Annotated in this window: 17 protein-coding genes; 13 read left to right on the top strand and 4 right to left on the bottom strand. The window is 66.9% G+C overall.

Going from position 1 to position 20,858, the window contains the following annotated elements; translation table 11 throughout:
• The first annotated feature begins 16 nt into the window (after positions 1-16).
• Genes ACWYRN_RS09365 through ACWYRN_RS09305 form a run of 13 tightly spaced genes read left to right on the top strand, consistent with a single transcriptional unit; the run spans position 17 to position 15,762 of the window.
• A complete protein-coding gene (locus ACWYRN_RS09365; RefSeq protein ID WP_488692135.1) occupies positions 17-1,054 on the top strand; it encodes an XrtA/PEP-CTERM system-associated ATPase in 1,038 nt (345 codons plus the stop codon).
• Positions 1,051-1,935, top strand: a complete 885-nt coding sequence (locus ACWYRN_RS09360) for an XrtA system polysaccharide deacetylase (RefSeq protein WP_488692134.1) — start codon at positions 1,051-1,053, stop codon at positions 1,933-1,935. Before ACWYRN_RS09365 ends, ACWYRN_RS09360 begins: the two co-directional genes overlap by 4 nt.
• Positions 1,932-3,179, top strand: coding sequence for a TIGR03087 family PEP-CTERM/XrtA system glycosyltransferase (locus tag ACWYRN_RS09355; RefSeq protein ID WP_488692133.1), 1,248 nt, complete (start codon positions 1,932-1,934; stop codon positions 3,177-3,179). The genes ACWYRN_RS09360 and ACWYRN_RS09355 overlap by 4 nt, the downstream gene beginning before the upstream one ends.
• Positions 3,173-4,717: an exosortase A gene (gene xrtA, locus ACWYRN_RS09350; protein ID WP_488692132.1), complete on the top strand. Its 1,545-nt coding sequence runs from the start codon at positions 3,173-3,175 to the stop codon at positions 4,715-4,717. The genes ACWYRN_RS09355 and xrtA overlap by 7 nt, the downstream gene beginning before the upstream one ends.
• 1 nt (position 4,718) lies before the next feature.
• The gene (locus tag ACWYRN_RS09345; RefSeq protein WP_488692131.1) at positions 4,719-5,906 is read left to right on the top strand and encodes a TIGR03088 family PEP-CTERM/XrtA system glycosyltransferase; all 1,188 of its coding nucleotides are present in this window, start codon (positions 4,719-4,721) and stop codon (positions 5,904-5,906) included.
• Positions 5,894-7,849 carry an XrtA/PEP-CTERM system amidotransferase gene (locus tag ACWYRN_RS09340; RefSeq protein ID WP_488692130.1) on the top strand — a complete coding sequence of 652 codons (1,956 nt, stop codon included), beginning with the start codon at positions 5,894-5,896 and terminating at the stop codon, positions 7,847-7,849. Before ACWYRN_RS09345 ends, ACWYRN_RS09340 begins: the two co-directional genes overlap by 13 nt.
• A 19-nt stretch (positions 7,850-7,868) precedes the next feature.
• Positions 7,869-9,086 (top strand): TIGR04063 family PEP-CTERM/XrtA system glycosyltransferase, encoded by a 1,218-nt coding sequence (locus ACWYRN_RS09335; RefSeq protein ID WP_488692129.1) that lies wholly within the window; start codon positions 7,869-7,871, stop codon positions 9,084-9,086.
• Positions 9,083-10,270, top strand: coding sequence for a glycosyltransferase family 4 protein (locus tag ACWYRN_RS09330; RefSeq protein ID WP_488692128.1), 1,188 nt, complete (start codon positions 9,083-9,085; stop codon positions 10,268-10,270). The genes ACWYRN_RS09335 and ACWYRN_RS09330 overlap by 4 nt, the downstream gene beginning before the upstream one ends.
• 58 nt (positions 10,271-10,328) lie before the next feature.
• Complete coding sequence (locus ACWYRN_RS09325) at positions 10,329-10,517, top strand: hypothetical protein (protein WP_488692127.1); 189 nt, start codon at positions 10,329-10,331, stop codon at positions 10,515-10,517.
• Positions 10,510-11,952 (top strand): putative O-glycosylation ligase, exosortase A system-associated, encoded by a 1,443-nt coding sequence (locus tag ACWYRN_RS09320; protein WP_488692126.1) that lies wholly within the window; start codon positions 10,510-10,512, stop codon positions 11,950-11,952. Before ACWYRN_RS09325 ends, ACWYRN_RS09320 begins: the two co-directional genes overlap by 8 nt.
• 41 nt (positions 11,953-11,993) lie before the next feature.
• The gene (locus tag ACWYRN_RS09315) at positions 11,994-12,953 is read left to right on the top strand and encodes a polysaccharide deacetylase family protein (protein WP_488692125.1); all 960 of its coding nucleotides are present in this window, start codon (positions 11,994-11,996) and stop codon (positions 12,951-12,953) included.
• A 47-nt stretch (positions 12,954-13,000) separates the two neighbouring features.
• The gene (locus ACWYRN_RS09310) at positions 13,001-14,248 is read left to right on the top strand and encodes a glycosyltransferase (RefSeq protein WP_488692124.1); all 1,248 of its coding nucleotides are present in this window, start codon (positions 13,001-13,003) and stop codon (positions 14,246-14,248) included.
• A complete protein-coding gene (locus tag ACWYRN_RS09305; RefSeq protein ID WP_488692123.1) occupies positions 14,245-15,762 on the top strand; it encodes a lipopolysaccharide biosynthesis protein in 1,518 nt (505 codons plus the stop codon). Before ACWYRN_RS09310 ends, ACWYRN_RS09305 begins: the two co-directional genes overlap by 4 nt.
• A gap of 78 nt (positions 15,763-15,840) precedes the next feature.
• Here the strand turns inward: ACWYRN_RS09305 and ACWYRN_RS09300 are convergent, their stop codons facing one another.
• From ACWYRN_RS09300 to ACWYRN_RS09285, 4 genes are all read right to left on the bottom strand, one after another.
• Positions 15,841-16,866, bottom strand: coding sequence for a polysaccharide deacetylase family protein (locus ACWYRN_RS09300; protein WP_488692122.1), 1,026 nt, complete (start codon positions 16,864-16,866; stop codon positions 15,841-15,843).
• Position 16,867: 1 nt separating this feature from the next.
• Positions 16,868-17,800 carry a hypothetical protein gene (locus ACWYRN_RS09295; RefSeq protein ID WP_488692121.1) on the bottom strand — a complete coding sequence of 311 codons (933 nt, stop codon included), beginning with the start codon at positions 17,798-17,800 and terminating at the stop codon, positions 16,868-16,870.
• Positions 17,801-17,968: 168 nt separating this feature from the next.
• A complete protein-coding gene (locus tag ACWYRN_RS09290) occupies positions 17,969-19,204 on the bottom strand; it encodes a pyridoxal-dependent decarboxylase, exosortase A system-associated (protein ID WP_488692120.1) in 1,236 nt (411 codons plus the stop codon).
• Complete coding sequence (locus ACWYRN_RS09285; RefSeq protein ID WP_488692119.1) at positions 19,201-20,775, bottom strand: acyl-CoA ligase (AMP-forming), exosortase A system-associated; 1,575 nt, start codon at positions 20,773-20,775, stop codon at positions 19,201-19,203. Before ACWYRN_RS09285 ends, ACWYRN_RS09290 begins: the two co-directional genes overlap by 4 nt.
• Between the last annotated feature and the right edge of the window lie 83 nt (positions 20,776-20,858).

Here is a 20,858-nt window from a genome sequence, read left to right as displayed (position 1 = left end):
AACATGGAGTGACACGATGTACGAAAGTTATTACGGACTCTCGGCCAAGCCTTTCCAGCTGCGCCCCGATCCCCATTTCTTCTTCGGCAGCAAAGGCCATAAGCGGGCCATGGCCTACCTGGAATATGGCCTGTCGCAGGGTGAAGGCTTCATCGTCATCACCGGCGAAGTCGGCGCCGGCAAGACCACGCTGGTGCGCAATCTGTTCAACAAGCTGCCCTCGGACCAGATCGTCGCCGCGCACATCGTCAACACCCACCTCGACCCGGACGACACGCTGCGCATGGTGGTCTCGGGCTTCGGCCTGCCGTACGAGGGCGCCAGCAAGACCGACCTGCTCACGCGCCTGGAGCAGTTCCTGCGCGCCGTGGACCGCCAGGGCAAGCGCGCCCTGCTGGTGATCGACGAAGCCCAGAACCTGAAACCGCAGACGGTCGAGGAACTGCGCATGCTGTCGAACTTCCAGACCGACGACAAGTCGCTGCTGCAGACCTTCCTCCTCGGCCAGCCCGAGTTCCGCGCCACCCTGCACAGCCCGACCATGCAGCAATTGCGCCAGCGCGTGATCGCCAGCTACCACCTGGGCCCGATGGATGCGCAGGAAAGCGCTGCCTACATCGAGCACCGCCTGCACACCGTGGGCTGGAACGGCGACCCGGCCTTCGACGAGGGCGCGCATGCCGCCATCTTCGGCTACACCGGCGGCATCCCGCGCAAGACGAACACCCTGCTCGACCGCGTGCTGCTGATGGGCTACCTGGAAGAGCTGCACGCGTTCAACGAAGAACACATCAAGACCGTGATCGGCGACATCGCCGAGGAATTCCAGCTGCCGACGGCGGTTGGCACGCCGGCGCCGGAAGCGATGGGCATGCCCCTGGGCGAAGACCCGCTCGGCCACCTGCCGGAACGCCGCGCCAGCGCCGACGTGCTGGACGAGCGCATGATGCGCCTCGAAAAATCGATCGTCTCGGTGCTGTCGATCCTGAAGAAAATCGTCGCCAACCCGCAAAACGGGGTGCAGGCGAACCAACACGTGGATACCCCCGAATGAGAATGCAAACTCCCGCAGCCCGGCCGCAGCGCCAGCCGGGCGAGCGCATCCGCAACGCCATGACCTGCGACGTCGAGGATTACTTCCAGGTCTCGGCTTTTGCCCCCTACATCAGCCGCGACAGCTGGCCGACGCGCGAATGCCGCGTCGAGGCCAACATCGAGCGCATCCTGGCGCTGTTCGAACGCCATGATGTAAAAGGCACCTTCTTCACCCTGGGCTGGATCGCCGAGCGCTATCCGAGCATGGTGCGCCGCATCGTCGCCGCCGGCCACGAGCTGGCCAGCCACGGCTACGGCCACCTGCGCGCCTCGGACCAGAGCCGCGCCGAATTCGACAACGACATCCGCTCGAGCAAGGCCATGCTGGAAGACATCGGCGGCCAGGAAGTGATCGGCTACCGCGCACCGAGCTTCTCGATCGGCGAAGGCAATTTGTGGGCGCTCGACGCCCTGACCGAAGCCGGCTACCGCTACAGCTCCAGCATCTACCCGATCCGCCACGACCACTACGGCATGCCGGACGCGCCACGCTTCGCGTTTTATCCGAACGGCCCGGACGGCCTGCTCGAAGTGCCGATCACCACGGTGCAGCTGGGCGGCAAAAAGCTGCCGGCCGGCGGCGGCGGCTACTTCCGCCTGCTGCCGTATGCGCTGTCGCGCTGGATGGTCAAGCGCGTCAACGAGATGGACAACGAGCCGGCCCTGTTCTACTTCCACCCGTGGGAAGTCGACCCTGGCCAGCCGCGCCCCGAGGGCCTGGGCGCCAAGGCGCGCTTCCGCCACTACATCAACATCGAGCGCATGGAAAGGCGCATCGCGGCACTGGCCCAGGACTTCGCCTGGGACCGCATGGACCGCATCTTCCTGGAACGGCCATGAATTCGATCATCGAGGGCGTGCTGGAAAAGCGCGCGGCGAAAGCCGCGGAAGCAGCCAGGCCCGACCTGCTGCTGCTGGTGCACCGCATCCCCTTCCCGCCGAACAAGGGCGACAAGATCCGCTCCTATCACCTGCTGAAGCACCTGAGCAGCAAGTACCGCGTGCACCTGGCCACGTTCGTCGACGACGAGGACGACTGGCAGTACGTGCCGAAGGTCGAGGCTTTGTGCGCCTCCAGCCACTTCGCGCGCCTTCAACCCACCGCGGGCAAGCTGCGCAGCGCCGTCGCCCTGGCCACCGGCAAGTCGCTCTCGCTGGGCTACTACCGCGACGCCGGCATGAAGGCCTGGATCGCGAAGACCATGCGCGAACGCGGCATCGCCCGCATCATGATGTTCTCGTCGGTGATGGCGCAGTACGCCGAGGCCTATCCGGCGGCGCGCCGCGTGATCGACTTCTGCGACGTCGACTCCGACAAATGGCGCCAGTACGCCGAAAAGAAATCCTGGCCGATGAGCTGGGTCTACCGCCATGAAGCGCGCAGCCTGCTCGACTACGAGCGCCGCGTGGCCGACCAGTTCGACGCCTCGCTGTTCGTGTCCGACCCGGAAGCGGAACTGTTCCGCACCCTGGCACCGGAAAGCCGCGCCAAGATCGGCTTCTTCAACAACGGTGTCGATACCGATTACTTCAGCCCGGACCGCAGCTACGACAATCCCTTCGAGGAAGGCGAGCAGGCCCTGGTGTTCACCGGCGCCATGGATTACTGGCCGAACGTGGACGCCGTGAAGTGGTTCGCAAGCGAAGTGCTGCCGCGCGTGCTGGAAGCGGTGCCGCAGGCGCGCTTCTACATCGTCGGCGCCCGTCCTTCGCCGGAAGTCCAAAGCCTGGCCGGCGACGCCATCGTCGTCACCGGCACCGTGCCCGACGTGCGGCCCTATCTCGCCCACTGCAAGGCCGCGGTCGCGCCGCTGCGCATTGCGCGCGGCATCCAGAACAAGGTGCTGGAAGCGATGGCCATGGCGCGGCCGGTGGTCGCTTCGCCCCAGGCTTATGAAGGCATCGAGGCGATCGAGGGCCGCGAGCTGCTGGTCGCCGATGCGCCGCAAGACTATGCCGACGCCGTGGTCGGCCTGTTGCGTTCGCCCCACCCGGCCATGGGCCGCGCCGCGCGCGCCAGCGTCGAGCGCCGCTACAGCTGGCCGGCCCACCTGTCCACCATCGAAACGAGGTTCGAATGCTGATGAACGATAACCCGGCATTGTCCGGAGCAGCGGGTGGCCGCATGGCCGTGCCGACCGTGGCCATCATCGTTGCCGCCCTGGTGGCGCCGCTGCTGCTGTACTGGAGCACGGCCGCTTCGATCGTCTCGGTCTGGAACAGTTCCGAAACCTTCGCCCACGGCTATGCCATCGCCCCGATCAGCTTGTGGCTGATCTGGCGCCGGCGCGAAGTGTTCCAGCACATCCCGGTTGCGCCCTGGTGGCCGGCAATCGGCCTGCTGGCCCTGTGCGGCGCCGGCTGGCTGGTCGCGCGTGCCGGCGAAGTCGGCGTGGTGATGCAGTACGCCTTTGTCGCCATGTTCCCGGCCATGGCCCTGGCCGTGCTCGGCCGCCGCCTGGCCGGCGCGCTGACCTTCCCGCTGCTGTTCCTGCTGTTCTCCGTGCCCTTCGGCGAAGTGTTCGTCCAGCCCCTGATCAACTTCACCGCCGACTTTACTGTCGCCGCGGTGCGCGCCACCGGCATTCCGGTCCTGCGCAACGGCACCATGTTCGAACTGCCGACCGGGAACTGGTCGGTGGTCGAAGCCTGCAGCGGCGTGCGCTACCTGATTTCCTCGATCACCCTGGGCTGCCTGTACGCCTACCTCAGCTACCGCTCGAACTGGCGCCGCGCCCTGTTCATCGGCCTTTCGATCATTGTGCCGATCGTCGCCAATGGACTGCGCGCCTACATGATCGTGATGATCGGCCACACCAGCGACATGGCCCTGGCCACCGGCGTCGACCACCTGATCTACGGCTGGCTGTTCTTCGGCCTGGTGATGTTCATCATGTTCTGGATCGGCAGCTACTGGAGGGAAGATGAAGCGCCGATCGTGCCGGCGACAGCCGGGACTAACGGCGCGGCTCTTCATTCCGCGGCCTCGCGCCCGGTGCTCGGCGCGGCGGTCGTCGCGGTACTGGTCTGCGCCCTGTGGCCGGCCCTGGCCTATGTCAGCGACAAGGCGGCCCACAACCCGGCACCGGTGGAACTGGACGGCAAGCGCCTGGCGTCGAACCCGCAGGGCATGCCGACCTGGAGCCCGAGCTACCAGGCGGCCGACGCCACCCTGCGCGGCAGCTACAGCGCCGGCGGCGCCCCCGTGGAACTGAACGTGCTGTACTACCGCAACCAGGGTCCGGACAAGCGCCTGATCAGCTCCGTGAACCGCGTCGACAGCCGCAAGGAAGGCTTCCAGCAGGTCGCCTCCAGCGGCCGCGTCGAAGACATCGGCGGCCAGCCGCTGGCGCTGCGCGAAACCCGCGTGCGCGGTCCGCATGGGAACTACCTGGTCTGGCACTGGAACTGGGTCGACGGCAGCTTTACCGCCAACGACTACGTGGGCAAGCTGCGCCAGGCCAAGGCCAAGCTCCTGATGCACGGCGACGACGGCGCGGCGCTGATGGTGGCAACCCCGGTCGGCGAGAACCCGGAAACGGCACGCGCGGCACTGCGCAGCTTCCTCGGCGCCAACCTGGCGCCGCTGGAAGCCACGCTCGAGGCGGCACGGGGACGGTAAGATGGCGGTAACGAACAACCGGCCGGCGGACATTCCGCTGGTCGTGCACCTGATCTACCGGCTCGACTTCGGCGGGCTGGAAACCCTGCTGGTCGACTGCATCAACCACATGCCGCCGGAACGCTACCGCCACGCGGTCGTCTGCCTGACCGGCTACACGGCGTTCGCGGACAAGATCACGCGCCCTGGCGTGGAACTGTACGCACTGGACAAGCAGCCCGGCCTGGGCCTGGGCATCCATGTGAAGCTGTTCAAGCTGTTGCGCCGGCTGCGTCCTTCCGTGCTGCACACCTATAACTTCGCCTGTGCCGAATACGCGGCGCCGGCCTGGCTGGCGGGCGTGCCGGTGCGGGTACACGCCGAGCACGGGCGCGACGCCAGCGACCCGCAGGGCCTGAACCGCAAGCACAATTTCTTGCGCCGCGCGCTGGTGCCTTTCATTCACCGCTATGTGCCGGTCTCGCATGACCTGGCGCGCTGGCTGACCGGCGTGGTCGGGATTCCTTCTGCGAAGTCGGAGCTGATCATGAACGGCGTCGACACGGTGCGCTTCGCCCCTGGTCTCGCGGCAGCGGTGACGCCGTGGGCCGGGCAGGACGTGTTCGTCATCGGCACCGTCGGCCGCCTGCAGGACGTGAAGGACCAGGCCAGCCTGATCGAAGCATTTGCCCTGCTGGTGGACAGCAAGCCGGAGGAGCGCGCACGCCTGCGCCTGGCGGTGGTCGGCGACGGCCCGCTGCGCGACAAGCTGGCACGACAAGCGCAGTCGCTTGGGGTAGCGGACCTGGTCTGGTTCCCCGGCGCGCGCAACGATATCCCGGAACTGATGCGCAGCTTCGACCTGTTCGCCCTGTCCTCGATTGCCGAGGGCACGCCGGTGACCCTGCTCGAAGCCATGGCTTGCGGTCTGCCGGTCGTCGCGACCAAAGTCGGCGGCATTCCGGAAGTGGTGCAGGACGGGGTGAACGGCGCCCTGGTCCCGGCCAGCAATCCACAAGCGCTGGCCGCTGCACTCGGCCTGTACGCAGCAGCCCCTGACCGCGTCAGCGTGCAGGGTGCTGCGGCGCGTTCCCTCATCGAACGCCATTACAGCGTTGCCGCGATGGTCGGTGCCTACACGGCGCTGTACGACCGTCTCGGCAAGCGCACGAACAACCTCAACGAGATCACTCAACCATGTGCGGAATAGTTGGCATTTTTGACCCGCGCGGCGGGCGCAATTTCGAGCGCGCCGCCCTCGAACGCATGAACCAGACCCAGTTCCACCGCGGTCCGGTCGAGGGCGACGTCTACCTGGAACCCGGCGTGGGCTTCGGCCACCGCCGCCTGTCGATCATCGACCTGGCCGCCGGCCAGCAGCCGCTGTTCAACGCGGACCGCTCGGTCGTCACCGTCTTCAACGGCGAGATCTACAACTTCCGCGAGCTGACGAAAGAACTCACGGCCCTCGGCTACACCTTCGCCACCAGGTCGGACACCGAGACCATCGTCCACGCCTGGGAAGAATGGGGCGAAGACTGCGTCAAGCACCTGCGCGGCATGTTCGCGTTCGCCATCTGGGACCGCAACCAGCAGACCTTCTTTGTCGCGCGCGACCACCTCGGCATCAAGCCGCTGCACTACGCCTTCCTGCCGGATGGCACCTTTGTCTTCGGCTCGGAACTGAAGTCGCTGCTGTCGTTCCCGGAACTGCCGCGCGTGATCGAACCGCGCGCCGTCGAGGAGTACTTCGCCTATGGCTACGTGCCGGAGCCGCGTACCATCTTCAAGGACGCCTTCAAGCTCGAACCGGGCCACTCGCTGACGCTGAAGGTTGGCGCCAATGCAGCGAATGTGAAACCGAAACGCTGGTGGGACGTGCCCTTCACGCCGCACGGCGCCATGTCCGAAAAGGAGATGGAAGAAGAGCTGATCGTGCGCCTGCGCGAAGCGGTCGAAAGCCAGCTGGAAGCCGAGGTGCCGCTGGGCGCCTTCCTGTCCGGCGGCGTCGACTCCAGCGCCATCGTGGCCATGATGGCTGGCCTGAACAAGGGCCCGGTGAACACCTGTTCGATCGCCTTTAACGACCCTGCCTTCGACGAGTCCACCTACGCGCGCCAGGTGGCCGAGCAGTACAAGACCAATCACCAGTGCGACACCGTCGACAAGGACGACTACGGCCTGGTCGATTTGCTGGCCGGTTTGTACGACGAGCCGTATGCCGACAGCTCGGCAATCCCGACCTACCGCGTCTGCGAACTGGCCAGGAAGCGCGTCACCGTGGCCCTGTCCGGCGACGGCGGCGACGAGAACTTCGCCGGCTACCGCCGCTACCGCATGGCCATGGGCGAACAGCAGGTGCGCTCGATGCTGCCGCTGGCCCTGCGCAAACCCGTGTTCGGCTTCCTCGGCAAGGCCTATCCGAAGGCCGACTGGGCGCCGCGCATCTTCCGCGCCAAGACCACCTTCGAAGCGCTGGCGCGCGACCTGGTCGACGGTTACTTCCACGGCGTGTCGATCCTGGTCGACCGCGTGCGCGACCAGCTGTTCTCGGAAGGCTTCCGCCGCCAGCTGCAAGGCTACCGCGCGGTCGAAGTCATGCGCGGCCATGCAGCGAACGCGCCGACCGACGACCCGCTGTCGATCACCCAGTACGTCGACATGAAGACCTACCTGCCAGGCGACATCCTGACCAAGGTCGACCGCGCCAGCATGGCGCATGCGCTCGAAGTGCGCGTGCCGCTGCTGGACCACAAGTTCGTGGAATGGGTGTCGGGCTTGCCGTCCTCGTGCAAGCTGCGCAACGGCGAAGGCAAGCACATCTTCAAGAAGGCGCTCCAGCCCTACCTGTCCGACGACATCTTGTACCGCAAGAAGATGGGCTTCTCGATCCCGCTGGCATCCTGGCTGCGCGGCCCGCTGCGCGAAGCGATGAAGGCGGCGGTGCTGAACCCGATGCTGGTCGATACCGGCATCTTCAACCCGAATTACCTGCAGCGCATGGTCGACGAACACCTGGCCGGCACCAAGGACCACAGCACGGCGCTGTGGGCGGTGCTGATGTTCGAAGCCTTCCTGCGCAAGAACGGCGCCGACGGCGCAAGCAGCATCCACGGCGGCGGCACCCAACAACTGATCGCCACCGCGGCATAACGGCATTCCGGAGCTTTACATGCGTGTCCTTCACGTCCTCGACCATTCGATCCCGCTGCACAGCGGCTATACCTTCCGCACCGCCTCGATCCTGCGCGAACAGCGCGCGCTCGGCTGGGAAACCTTCCACGTCACCGGCGCCAAGCACCAGGGCGGCAACGACCTCGCGGAAGAAACGGCCGACGGCCTGCATTTCTACCGCACCCCGCGTTCCACCGGCGCGCTGGCCAGGATGCCGGTGCTGAACCAGCTCGACGTGATTCGCGGCCTGGAAAAGCGCCTGATCGAGATCATCCCGACGGTGAAACCCGACGTGCTGCACGCCCATTCTCCCTGCCTCAACGCGATCGCCGCCCTGCGCGCCGGCCGCAAGTTCGGCATCCCGGTGGTGTACGAGGTGCGCGCCTTCTGGGAAGACGCCGCCGTCGACCACGGCACCAGCACCGAGAACGGCCTGCGCTATAAACTCACGCGCGGCCTGGAAACCTATGCCCTGAAGCGCGCCGACGCCGTGACCACGATCTGCGAAGGCCTGCGCGGCGACATCGTCGCCCGCGGCATCCCGGCGGCGAAAGTCACGGTGATCCCGAACGCGGTCGACATCGACAAGTTCGCCGTTGGCGGCGAAGCCGACCTCGAACTCAAGCGCAAGCTCGGCTTCGAAGGCAACCGCCTGATCGGCTTCATCGGTTCCTTCTACGCCTACGAAGGCCTGGACGTGCTGCTGCGCGCGGTGCCGGCGCTCGCAAGCCGCCACCCCGATTTGCGCGTGCTGCTGGTCGGCGGCGGCCCGCAGGACGCCAACCTGCGCCAGCAGGCAAAGGACCTGGGCATCGCCGACAAGGTGGTGTTCACCGGCCGCGTGCCGCACGACCAGGTGCAAAAATATTACGACCTGCTCGACGTGCTGGTCTACCCGCGCCTGTCGATGCGCCTGACCGACCTCGTCACGCCTTTGAAACCGCTGGAAGCCATGGCCCAGGGCCGCATCCTGGCCGCATCCAGCGTGGGCGGTCACCGCGAGCTGATCGTCGACGGCAAGACCGGCGTGCTGTTCGCACCGGACGACCCGGCTTCGCTGGCCGCCAAGGTCGGCGACCTGCTCGACGCGAAGATGCTGTGGCCCGCATTGCGCTCGGCCGGACGCGCTTATGTGGAGACCGAACGTAACTGGCCGGTGAGCGTGTCGCGTTACAAGAACATCTATGGCCGCCTGACCGGCTTGAAGGCTGCATGAAGATCCTGACTTTCAGCACCCTGTTCCCGAACGCGGAAAAGCCGGGGCACGGGATTTTCGTGGAAACCCGCTTGCGCCACCTGGTGGCCAGCAAGCGGGTCGAATCGCGCGTGGTGGCGCCGATTCCCTGGTTCCCCTCGACCAACCCGCGTTACGGCCAGTACGCGCGCTTTGCGAAAGCGCCGCGCCAGGAAATGCGCCACGGGATCGACGTGCGCCATCCGCGCTATCCGGTGCTGCCGAAGATCGGCATGAGCGTGGCGCCGCTGCTGCTGGCACAGGCGGTGAAGCCGGCGATCGGGCGCATGATCGACGAAGGCTTCGATTTCGACCTGATCGACGCCCATTACTTTTACCCCGACGGCGTGGCCGCCGCCATGCTGGCGCGCACCTTCAACAAGCCGCTGGTGATCACCGCGCGCGGCTCGGACATCACCCTGTTCCCGCAATACGCGCTGCCGCGCCGCCAGATCCTGTGGGCGGCAAAGCGCGCCGACGCCATCATCACGGTATGCAATGCCCTGCGCGACGAAGTGATCGGCATGGGCATCGGCGGCGAACGCGTGGTCTCGCTGAGGAACGGCGTCGACCTCGAACTGTTCCGCCCGACCGAGCGTACCCCGAACGCCATGTTCACGCTGCTGGCGGTCGGCCACCTGGTGCCGGTAAAGGCCCAGGACTTGATCATCGGCGCCCTGCCCCTGCTGCCGGGCGTGCGCCTGGTGCTGGCCGGCGACGGCCCGGACCGCGCGAAACTCGAAGCGCTGGCCAGCCAGCTGGGCGTGACCGACCGCGTGACTTTCCTCGGCGCCGTGCCGCAAGCCCAGCTGCGCGGCCACTACGGCAGCGCCGACGCCCTGGTGCTGTCGTCCAGCCGCGAAGGCTGGGCCAACGTGCTGCTCGAAGCCATGGCTTGCGGCACCCCGGTGGTGGCCAGCCGCGTCTACGGCACGCCCGAAGTGGTGGCCGCGCCAGAAGCGGGCGTGCTGATGCGCGAACGCAGCTACCAGGGCGTGGCCGACGCCGTGAACGCCCTGCGCGCCAATTACCCCGATCGCGCGGCCACGCGCCGCTACGCCGAGCGCTTCAGCTGGGACGACACCACCGAAGGCCAGCTGCGCCTGTTCGGCGAGGTCCTGGCGCGCCGCGCCGGCACGCCGGCCCTGGCCCGGATTGAAGCCTGAATTGAAGCCTGAACTCGAGCCGACATTGAGCCCGACCTTGAAACGGATGAACTGAACGATGGAATCTCTTCTGTGGGCGATCGACCTGTGCGCCGTGGTCTATCTCTGCCTCTGGGCGCTGCGCACCGACAAGGCGCGCGCCAAGGCGGCCGAACAAGCCGAGGCGGAAAAGCGCCGCCAGGCGCAGGACGTGCAAACCCGGGCGGCACACACCGCAGCCCTGAACAAGGAGCGCGGCCATGCGTGACCTCTTCCTGCTGGCGCTGCTGCCGATCATGCTGTACGCGATGGTGCAGCGTCCCTTCATCGCGGTCGGCATGTGGGTCTGGACCGCGCTGTTCTTCCCGAACGGCTGGGTCTACGGCATGGCCGGGCACATCCGCTACAACCTGCTGTTCACGGCGGTGGCCATCCTCGGCTACCTCGCCTACAAGCACAAGCCCAGGGTCCAGCTGGGCATGATCGGCAGCTTCGTGCTGCTGTTCTTCCTCTGGACCTGCATCAGTACGATGACCACCATCGCGCCGCCCGAGGTCTCGCTCGAATACCTGACCCGCTTCTTCAAGGTGGTGATGCTGTTCGTGTTCGTGGTCCTGACCATCAAGGACAAGCTGCACGTCGACTTCGTGCTGTGGTGCCTGGTGCTGTCGGTCGGTTTCTATGCCGACCTGGAAAGCCTGAAGTTCCTGGCCAGCGGCGGCGGCCACAACATCGCCGGCATGCCGGGCCACGTGCTGGGCGACCGCAACGAGCTGTCGCTGGCATTCGTCATGACGCTGCCGGTCTGCTATTACCTGCTGGGCGAGTACGGCAAGCAGTCGAAGGCGCTGCGCCTGGGCCTGCTGGGCACCATGGCCCTGCTGGTGTTCGGCGTGATCGGCACCCAGTCGCGCGGCGGCTTCGTGGCCCTGGCGGCGCTGGGCGCCTACCTGTACATCAAGAGCGACCGCAAGGTGCTGCTGACCTTCCTGATCATCGGTCTGGTGGCGGCCCTGATCCCGTTCATCAGCGCCGATTACACCAGCCGTATCGACACCATCGGCGCGGCCGACGAGGATGCCTCGTTCATGGGCCGCGTGGTGGCCTGGAAGCTGTCGTTCATCATGGCGATGAAGCACCCCTTCTTCGGCGGCGGCTTCAAGTCGCTCGAATACTTCCCGGTCTGGACCGAGCTGTCGCGCGACTTCTTCTCCTACCCCTGGTTCTATACCGGCCACGCGGTGCCGAACACCACGGTCGGGCGCGCCGCGCACAGCGTGTACTTCCAGGTGATGGGCGAACAGGGCTTCGGCGGCCTGTTCCTGTATCTCTGCTGCCTGGCGAGCGCCTTCTTCAAGGCCGGCGGCATCGCACGCCGCGCGAAACGCGCCGGCGCGCCGTCCTGGCTGCCGACCATGGCCACCATGATCCAGCTGAGCATCTTCGCCTTTGCCCTGGGCGGCGCCGCGCTCAGCTTCGCCTACGTCGACCTGATCTTCTGCCTGTTCGGCTTGGTGCTGGTGATCGAGAAGCGCCTGCTGCCGGCCACGCTGGCGGAAATGGCCCAGAATCAGGGAGCGCTGACGGCGCGCCCTGATTCTGTTCCTGCTCCTGCATCAACTTCCATTCCTCCTTCCGCGCCCCTGCAGCCTGCGCACGCGCGCACCGTATCCGCATCCACAATTGCCTCCCAACATGTATAGTGGTTGGCAAACGAATAATAATCGCGGATTCTTCCCTACCGATGAATGACCAACTGATCCGATCCGCCGGCAATGCCATCGCCCGCTTCACGCGCGGCAATGGCCGTGTCGCGATCGTCAACTACCACCGGGTGCTGGCCGCGCCCAGTCCCTTCCTGGCCTCCGAGCCGGACATCGACACCTTCACCTGGCAGATGGAACTGCTGGCGCGCTGCTTCAACGTGCTGTCGCTGCGCGACGCCCTGGCCGCCATCGAATCGGGCCGGGTGCCGCCGCGCGCGGTCTGCATCACCTTCGACGACGGCTACCGCTCGGTGCACGAGCTGGCGCTGCCGGTGCTGCGCCGCCTGAAGCTGCCGGCAACCGTGTTCGTCAGCAGCGGCTTCGTGAACGGCCATACCATGTGGAACGACCGCATCGTCGAAGCCGTCGAGACCCTGCCGGCCGAAGAACTCGACCTGGCCGAATTCGGCCTCGGCGTGTACTCGCTGCGCAGCATGCCGGACCGCGCAACCACGCTGGGCAAGCTGACCGAAGCCTCGAAATACCTGCCGCCGCAGGAACGCAGCCGCCTGGTGCTGCGACTCGAGACCCTGGTCGGCGACAGCGCCGCCGAGGGCCTGATGCTCACGCCCGAGATGGTGGTCAACCTCGACCGCCACGGCATCGAGATCGGCGCCCACACGGTGACCCACCCGATCCTGACCAGCCTCGACGACGCCAGCGCAATGGCGGAGATCGCGGGCAGCAAGCGCGACCTCGAAGCCATCATCGGCAAACCGGTGCCGATGTTCGCCTACCCGAACGGCAAGGTCGGCAAGGACTACGACGCGCGCCACGTGGCGATGGTGCGCGAAGCCGGCTTCCTGGCCGCCTTTACGACCGCGGTGGGGGCCATGACGCGCCACCACGACCGCTTCCAGCTGCCGCGCAGCCGGCCCTGGGACCGCACCCCGAACCGCTTCGCGCTGCGCCTGCTGCAGTGGCTGGCGCGCGGCTGAACGGCATAACAAGAAAAACACGGGCCGCAAGGCCAGGCGAAACACCCATGAACAAACGCGCATTACTCATCGCATTCCACTTTCCGCCGCAGGCAGGCAGCAGCGGCATCCAGCGCACGCTGAGCTTTTCCCGCCTCCTTGGCCGCCACGGCTGGGAACCGATGGTGCTGTCGGCCCACCCGCGCGCCTACGGTGTGAAGAATTCCTCGCAACTGGCCGCGATCCCGCCGGAACTGGTCGTCAAGCGCCCGTTCGCGCTCGACACCAAGGTCCATCTCGGCTGGAAGGGCCGCTACGTGGAAGCGCTGGCCATGCCCGACCGCTATGTGTCGTGGTGGTTCGGCGCCATGCCGGCCGGTTTGTCCATGATCCGCCGCTACAAGCCGCAGGTATTGTGGTCGACCTTCCCGGTGGCCACCGCCCACCTGATCGCCCTCGGCCTGCACCGCCTCACCGGCCTGCCCTGGATCGCCGACTTCCGCGACCCCATGCTGCAGCCTTCGCATCCGACCTCGAAGCGCCTGCGCGCCATCTATGGCTGGATCGAACGCCAGACGATTACCCGCTGCCGCTTCGCGGTATTCACCACGCATAGCGCGCTGCGCTCCTACCGCGAACGTTTTCCGGACGTCGATCCGGCCAAGTTCCTGGTGATCGAGAACGGCTACGACGAAGAAGAATTCGGCCGCCTGCTGGAAGCGGCGGCTGCGAATCCTGTGGCTCGTTCGCCGCGCACCACCCTGCTGCACAGCGGCGTGCTGTACGACGCCGGCCGCAATCCGGAATCCTTCCTCGCCGCGCTGGCCGCCCTGAAGGCCGCCGGCAAGATCGACGCCGCCACCCTGCGCGTGGTGCTGCGCGCACCGGGCAACATCCCGGCCACCCAGGCCAAGGTCGACCGCCATGGCGTGGGCGACATCGTCGAGGTGCTGCCGCCGGTGCCCTACCGCGACGCACTGGGCGAGATGCTGGCCGCCGACGGCCTGCTGCTGTTCCAGGGCACGCCCTTCAACAACCAGATCCCGGCCAAGGTCTACGAATACTTCCGCACCCGCAAACCCATCCTCGGCCTGGTCGACCCGGCTGGCGAAACCGCGCAGGTGCTGCGCGGCGCCGGCTTCACGCTCACCGCGCAGGTCGACAACCCAGGTGAAATCGGCGCCGCGCTGGAATGCTTCATCCCGGGCCTGCGCGACGGCAGCGCCTACATCGCCCCGGACGAAGTGATCGCCCAGGCCGCGCGCGCGCACAAGGCAGCCGAGCTGGCGCGCCTGTTCGACGAGGCGGTGCGATGAGCCTGAAGCCCGTGTCCGAGATCGACACCAAGATCGCCAAGGGCGCGGTGTGGATGGTCGCCTTTAAATTCCTGGACCGCGGCATCGGCCTGATCAGCACCCTGATCCTGGCGCGCATGCTGGTGCCGGCCGACTTCGGCCTGGTGGCGATGGCCATGATCATCAACTCGGCCCTGAGTTTGCTGGTGTCGTTCAGCTTCGACATCCAGCTGATCCAGAACCCGAAGGCCGGGCCGGACCATTTCAACACGGCCTGGACCTTCAACGTCATCTTCGCCACCATCTGCGGCATCTGCATGGCGGCGATCGCGATTCCGGCAGCGGCCTACTACAACCAGCCGGACCTGGCGAACATCCTGTACATCCTGGGCCTGGGCTTCGTGATCCAGGGCTTCTCGAACATCGGCACCGTCAAGTTCCAGCGCGAGATGCGCTTCGACAAGGAGTTCCGCTTCCTGCTGAGTAAACGCCTGGCGACCCTGGTGGTGACCATTCCCCTGGCCTTCATCATGCGCAACTACTGGGCGCTGGTGCTGGGCCAGCTGGCCGGCACCATCCTGTCGGTGATCCAGTCCTACGTGATCTCGACCTACCGCCCGCGCCTGTCGCTGGCGGCGCGCGGCGAGATGTTCCACGCCTCCAAATGGCTGGTGGTGAACAACATCATCCAGTTCGTGAACAACCGCGCGGCCCAGTTCATCCTGGCCCACTACACGAGCCCGGCCTTGCTGGGTACGCACTCGATCGCCACCGAGATCGCCACCCTGCCAACCACCGAGCTGGTGGCGCCGATCAACCGCGCCGCCTTCCCCGGCTATTCCAAGGCCGCGCACGACCTCGAGCTGCTGCGCGACAGCTTCCTGAAGGTGATCTCGTCGATCGCCCTGTTCTCGATCCCGGCCGGGATCGGCATCTGCGTGATCGCCGACGTGCTGGTGCCGGCGGCGCTGGGCTGGCAATGGCTGGCTGCGATCCCGCTGATCCAGATCCTGGCCGTGCACGGCGTGATCAAGGCGGTGCAGACCAATATCACCTACGTCTACCTGGCCCTCGGCCGGCCGCGCCTGATCACCATCGTGTGGGCTGTGCAGGCGGTGGTGATGTGCGCGCTGCTGGTCCCGGCGGTAAAGTACTTCGGCGTGATCGGTGCCTCCATGGCTTACCTGACGACCGGCATTGCCATGATCCCGGTGAACCAGGGCATGGTGGCGCGCTGCCTGAACCTGGGCTGGACCACCTTCTGCCGCCAGCTGGTGCGGCCGTTCGTGGCCTCGCTGGTGATGGGCGGCGCCGTGCTGGCCGTGAAGAGCCAGCTGCAGCTGCGCCATGGCGTGACGCTCGACTACCTGATCGCCCTGGCCGTATGCGTGGCGACCGGCGCGCTGACCTATGCCGTCACGCTGTACGTGCTGTGGCGCCTGGCCAAGTCGCCGCAGGGGCTGGAACGCTATGGCTTCGGACGGGTGGAAAAGGTGCTGGGCAAGGTGGGGATCCGGGTCAAGCTGGTGGGGTGATGCAGTATCCGAAGCCGATAGCGGATTCGCCGAAACAAAAAACGCGCCCTCGGGCGCGTTTCTTTTTGCGGCGGCGTTTCAGCGCCCGGTCAATTTGCGCAGCAGTTCCAGCACGCCGCTCATCTCGGCCTCGAACTCGATCATCGACACGTCGCCACCATCGAGGAAACGCGGCAGCAGGTAGCGCGTGTCGCCATCCTTGATGCGCACCAGGCCGGGCAGGCAGGTGGTGGCGGTGGCCACGCCGGCGGCGCGCATCACATCCGGCGCCTGGGCGTCGAAGGCGCCGCTCGGGTAGCAGTAATGGGTCGGATGCGGCAGGCCGGCAGCGACGATCTTCTCGCGGCACAGTTCGATATTCGCGCGGTTGCGCTCGGGCTGGCCGGGCAGGTATTCGTGCAGGTGGCCGTGCAGCTCGATCGCGCAGCCGCCGGCGGCCGCCTGCTGCAATTCCTCGCGCGTCATGTAGCTGAAGCGGCGCGAGGCCAGGTCAAGCTGGGCCTTTGCCACGCCCAGTGCCGCAGCGAAGCGCTCCAGGGCCGGCGCCACGTCCTGCGGCGGCAGCGCCAGCAGCCAGGCCTCGGCGGCGGCGCACAGGCGGTGGCGCGCTTCCCGTTCGGCCAGCGTCCACTGCCCGTCCATTCCCGCGCCGAAGCCGGCCAGCGTGGCCGACACCGGCCCCGCTTTCCACAGGATGTAACGCACGCTCACCGGAATGATCGGTGCGCCGGCCTCATACGCTTCGGTGTGCAGGTAGAGCGCCGGGCGGTAGCCGTATTCGGCCATCGACGGCAGCAGATCGTGCCAGGACGAATACCAGCCGTCGTCGAGCGTGATCGCCACCGCGATGCCCTTGGCGGGCGCAAAGCCGGGGGTGGCGACTTCGTCGAGCGTGGCCGGCACGAAGCCGGTGCGGCGCAGCCATTCCAGGCGTTCGCGCAGCTGTTCGCGGGTACAGAACAGTTTCGGGTTGTAGCGGCGCTCGTCGCCCAGGTTGCCGCCGTGGTAGCACAGGATGCGTGGCTGGCGGCGGGTGGCGGCGCGCACCAGGGCGAAGACCCCGGCGGCTTTCGCGGCGCGCAGTACGGCTTGTTTGATGGTCATGTCAGTCGTTCTTGTCCTTGTGGCGGAGCGCCCATGCCATTTGCGCGCGGCGCGGCCATACCAGCGCCCACGCGGCCGGACGATATTGTCCGGCAGCCTGCAGGGCGCGCCGCTTTTCCGAGGTGGCGGTGGCGTTCTTGACGGCCTGCTCGTCGTGCGAGACGAACAGCGCACGCGCGCCGCCCTCTTCCGGCACCGTGCGCAGGTAGGCCAGGTGCGGGCTGATGATCTCGACCACCGGGTCGTAGAACCAGCTGCCGGCGATCATGCCCAGGGCTTGCGGATGCAGTTCATACAGGTCGACGCAGCAGCGGTAGCACTCGTTGCGGCCTTCCTCGTTGAACTCGTCCTGGTACAGGCGGTTCACGTGGATTTCAAAGTAAGGCTTGAAGCCGCCGGCGCGCGCGAACAACAGGGCGCGGCCCGGTAGTTGCAGCAGGCCGCCCTTCCACAGCATCGAGCGTCCCACGCCGGAACGCGGGTCGATCACGCTCGAGGCGCCTGCGTACAAACGCAGCGTGGCCAGGCCGAACTCTTTCAAAAAGACGTCGCTGTACAGGCGGCAGAACGGCAAAAAGGCTTCGTCGTGGTTGGCGATGCGCGCGAACTGGCGCAGCTGGTGGGTGCGCACGCGCGGCGGCAGGCGCGCCATCAGCTCGCTCTTCAGCGCATCGCGCACGCCCATCAGCACCGCGGCCAGCAGGAAGCAGGCGCCGGCCTGTTCGCCGCGTTCGGCTACCACCGCGTCGTGCATGGCGCGCGCCGCCGGCGGAATGGCCTTGAAACCGGCGTAAGGATCGGGATTGGCAAAGTGCGCGAGAAAGGCGCGCACGCGCACGGCCGCATCGGGCAGGTGGACCGCGCACAGCGCGAGGGCGCGCTGCAACTGGTCGGACAAACGGGATTCGAAGCTGTAGGTCTGGTGCGCTAGCATGTCGTGGGTCCTGGGTGGCCGCAACCGTTCCGGAGCGGCGTCCAACGACGCCGAGAGCCGCCGCAGGTAAAGTATGGTTCGTTGTTTATTTTCCTGCAACAATGAATTTATCGCAAATTCAACAGGACCTTCCACACGATTGGATGCCTGCCAGACGCTCCCGTCGCTTTACACCAGCACCTCGGGCGCATCCGGATGGCTGAGGAAACCCTGCGGGCTGGCCGAGCGGCCATAGGCGCCGGACTGGAACACGACCACCAGGTCGCCCACCTCGGCCTGCGGCAGCTCCATGCGCTCGCCCAGCAGATCGAGCGGCGTGCACAGCGGGCCGACCACCGAGGCCGTTTCCAGCACCGCGCCGGCGCCCATGCGGTTGCCGATGGCGACCGGGTAGTTCTTGCGGATCACCTGGCCGAAGTTGCCCGATGCCGCCAGGTGATGGTGCAGGCCGCCGTCGGTGACCAGGAAGACCTGGCCGCGCGAGACCTTGCGGTCGACCACGCGCGCCACGTACACGCCGGCTTCACCGACCAGGTAGCGCCCCAGTTCGATCGAGAGCTGGGCATCGGGCAGGCTGGCCTTCACGCGCGGCAGGGCGGCTTCCAGCGCCGCGCCGATCGGCGCCAGGTCGAGCGCCGCTTCGCCCGGAAAATAGGGGATGCCGAAGCCGCCGCCGATGTTCAGGATACGCAGCGGATCGCGCGCGTCCTGCGCCAGGCGCTCGGCCAGCAGCAGGGTCTGGGCCTGGGCCTCGACGATGGCCTCGGCCTTCAGGCTTTGCGAGCCGCTGAAGATGTGGAAGCCCAGCACGGTCAAGCCAAGTTCGAAGGCCAGCGCCAGCATGCGCGGCGCTTCCTCGGCGTCGATGCCGAACTGCTTGGCGCCGCCGCCCATGCGCATGCCCGAGCCCTTCAGCTCGAAGTCCGGGTTGATGCGCAGGACCAGCAGCGGTGCGATCCCGAGTGCGTTACCGATGCGCGCCAGGACGCGGATCTCGCGCTCGGATTCGGCATGCACCACGATGCCGGCCGCCACCGCGCGCGTGAGTTCGGCATCCGACTTGCCCGGGCCGGCAAAGCTGATGCGGGCGGGTGCCATGCCGGTGTCCAGCGCCACCTTCAGTTCGCCGCCGGAAGCGACGTCGATGCCGTCGACCAGGCCCGCCATGTGCTGCACCAGGGCCGGCATCGGATTCGCCTTCATCGAGAAGTGCAGTTCGACGGCTGGCGGGATGTGGGCGCGCACATGGGCGACGCGTTCGCTCAACAGGCGGCGGTCGTAGGCATAGAAGGGCGTGCTGCCGACGCGCTGGGCCAGGCGGGTGAGCGGGATGCCGCCGACCTGCAGGCAATCGTCGACCACGGGGAACAGGGTCTGGGCGGCGTGGACGGGCTTGGCGTTCATGGGGTGTCTTCAAACATCGTCAGGTAATTCATACGCAGGGTCTTGCGGTCGATCTTGCCGTTCGGGTTGCGCGGGAAGGCTTCCATCACGAAGGCGATATGCGCCGGCACCATCCAGGCCGGCAGGCGGCGCTGGCATTCCTTCAACAGGGCCTTGTTGCCCACATCCTCCTTCGGCAGGGCCAGCAGCACGATGGCCTGGCCCAGCTGCGGATGCGGCACGCCAAAGGCGACGGTTTCCGCCACCAGGCCGGTCGCGTACACCGCTTCCTCGACCTCGTTCGGGCTGACACGGTAGCCCGAGACCTTGATCATGTCGTCGCTGCGGCCGATGAAGTACAGGTAGCCTTCCTCGTCCATGCGCACGGTGTCGCCAGACCAGACGGCCATCTCGACCAGCGGCAGGGCCGGATCCTGCCCCGGCGCCGGCTTGAAGCGCTCGGCGGTTTTCACGGGGTCGTTCCAGTAGCCGAGCGAGACCAGGGCGCCGCGGTGCACCAGTTCGCCCGGCTCGTGCGGCTCGCACGGCGTGCCGTCCGGACGCACCACCATCACCTGCGCGTTCGGAATCGCGCGGCCCATCGAATCGGGGCGGCGCTCGAGTTCCGACGGCGGCAGGTAAGTCGAGCGGAAGGCCTCGGTCAAGCCGTACATCAGGAACAGTTCGGCCCGCGGCAGCGCGGTGCGCAGGGCGGCGACCGTGGTGGTCGGCATGGCGCCACCGGAATTGGTGAGATAGCGCAGCGTGCAATCCGCAGGCCAGGGCAAGGCGCACAGCTGGAACCACAGCGGCGGCACGGCGGCCAGGCCGGTGATGCGCTCGTCCACGACGGCCTTCAGCACGTCTTTCGCGAACAGGTGGTTCAGCAGCACGGCAGTGGCGCCGGCCAGGAAGGCGCAGGTCAATTGGCTCAGGCCATAGTCGAAACTGAGCGGCAGCACCGACAGGATGCGGTCCTGCGGCGCGATGTGCAGGTAGCTAGCCACGCTGCGGGCGCCGGCCACCATGTTCCGGTGCGAGAGCACCACGCCCTTGGGCTTGCCGGTGCTGCCCGAGGTGTAGAGGATGGCGGCCATGTCGGCGTCGATGGCGCGGCGCGCGGCCAGCACGGCCTGCTCAGGCGCTGCCTGCGCGGTATCCCAGCCGCGCACCTCGAAGCGCCCGGCCGGGACGGCAGCCCCGGTGACGAAGACGGTCTTCAAATCCGGACACTGCGCCAACGCTTCGCCCAGCTGCGCCAGGCGCTCGGGGGAAGTGAGCAGCACGCGCACATTGCAGTCGGCCAGGATGTGCGCGACCTGCTCGGCCTTCAGCTGCGGATTGACCGGCACGAACACGGCGCCGGCCAGCGAGGCGCCGAACATCGCGGCCACGTTCTCGATCCGCTTTTCCAGGAACACGGCAACGCGCTCGCGCGGCTGTACCGCGGCGGCGATGAAAGCGCCAGCCGCGCCTTCGACGGCAGCGGCCAGCGCGGCGTAATCGAGCCGCGCCGCGCCATACACAAGCGCTTCGGCGCCAGGCGTGCGGCGCGCGGAATCGAAGATGAAGTCGTGGATCAGGTCAGCCATGGCAAGGATTCGTGGGTCGCGCCGGCAGGGGACGCGCAGCCCGCAATCTTAACAGCTTGCAGCTTTTGACCGCAGCACGGTTT

Source organism: Massilia sp. BAP21 (genome assembly GCF_057801335.1).
The sequence above is the reverse complement of the archived record's forward strand: the minus strand, read 5'-3'. Positions and strand labels throughout refer to the sequence as shown.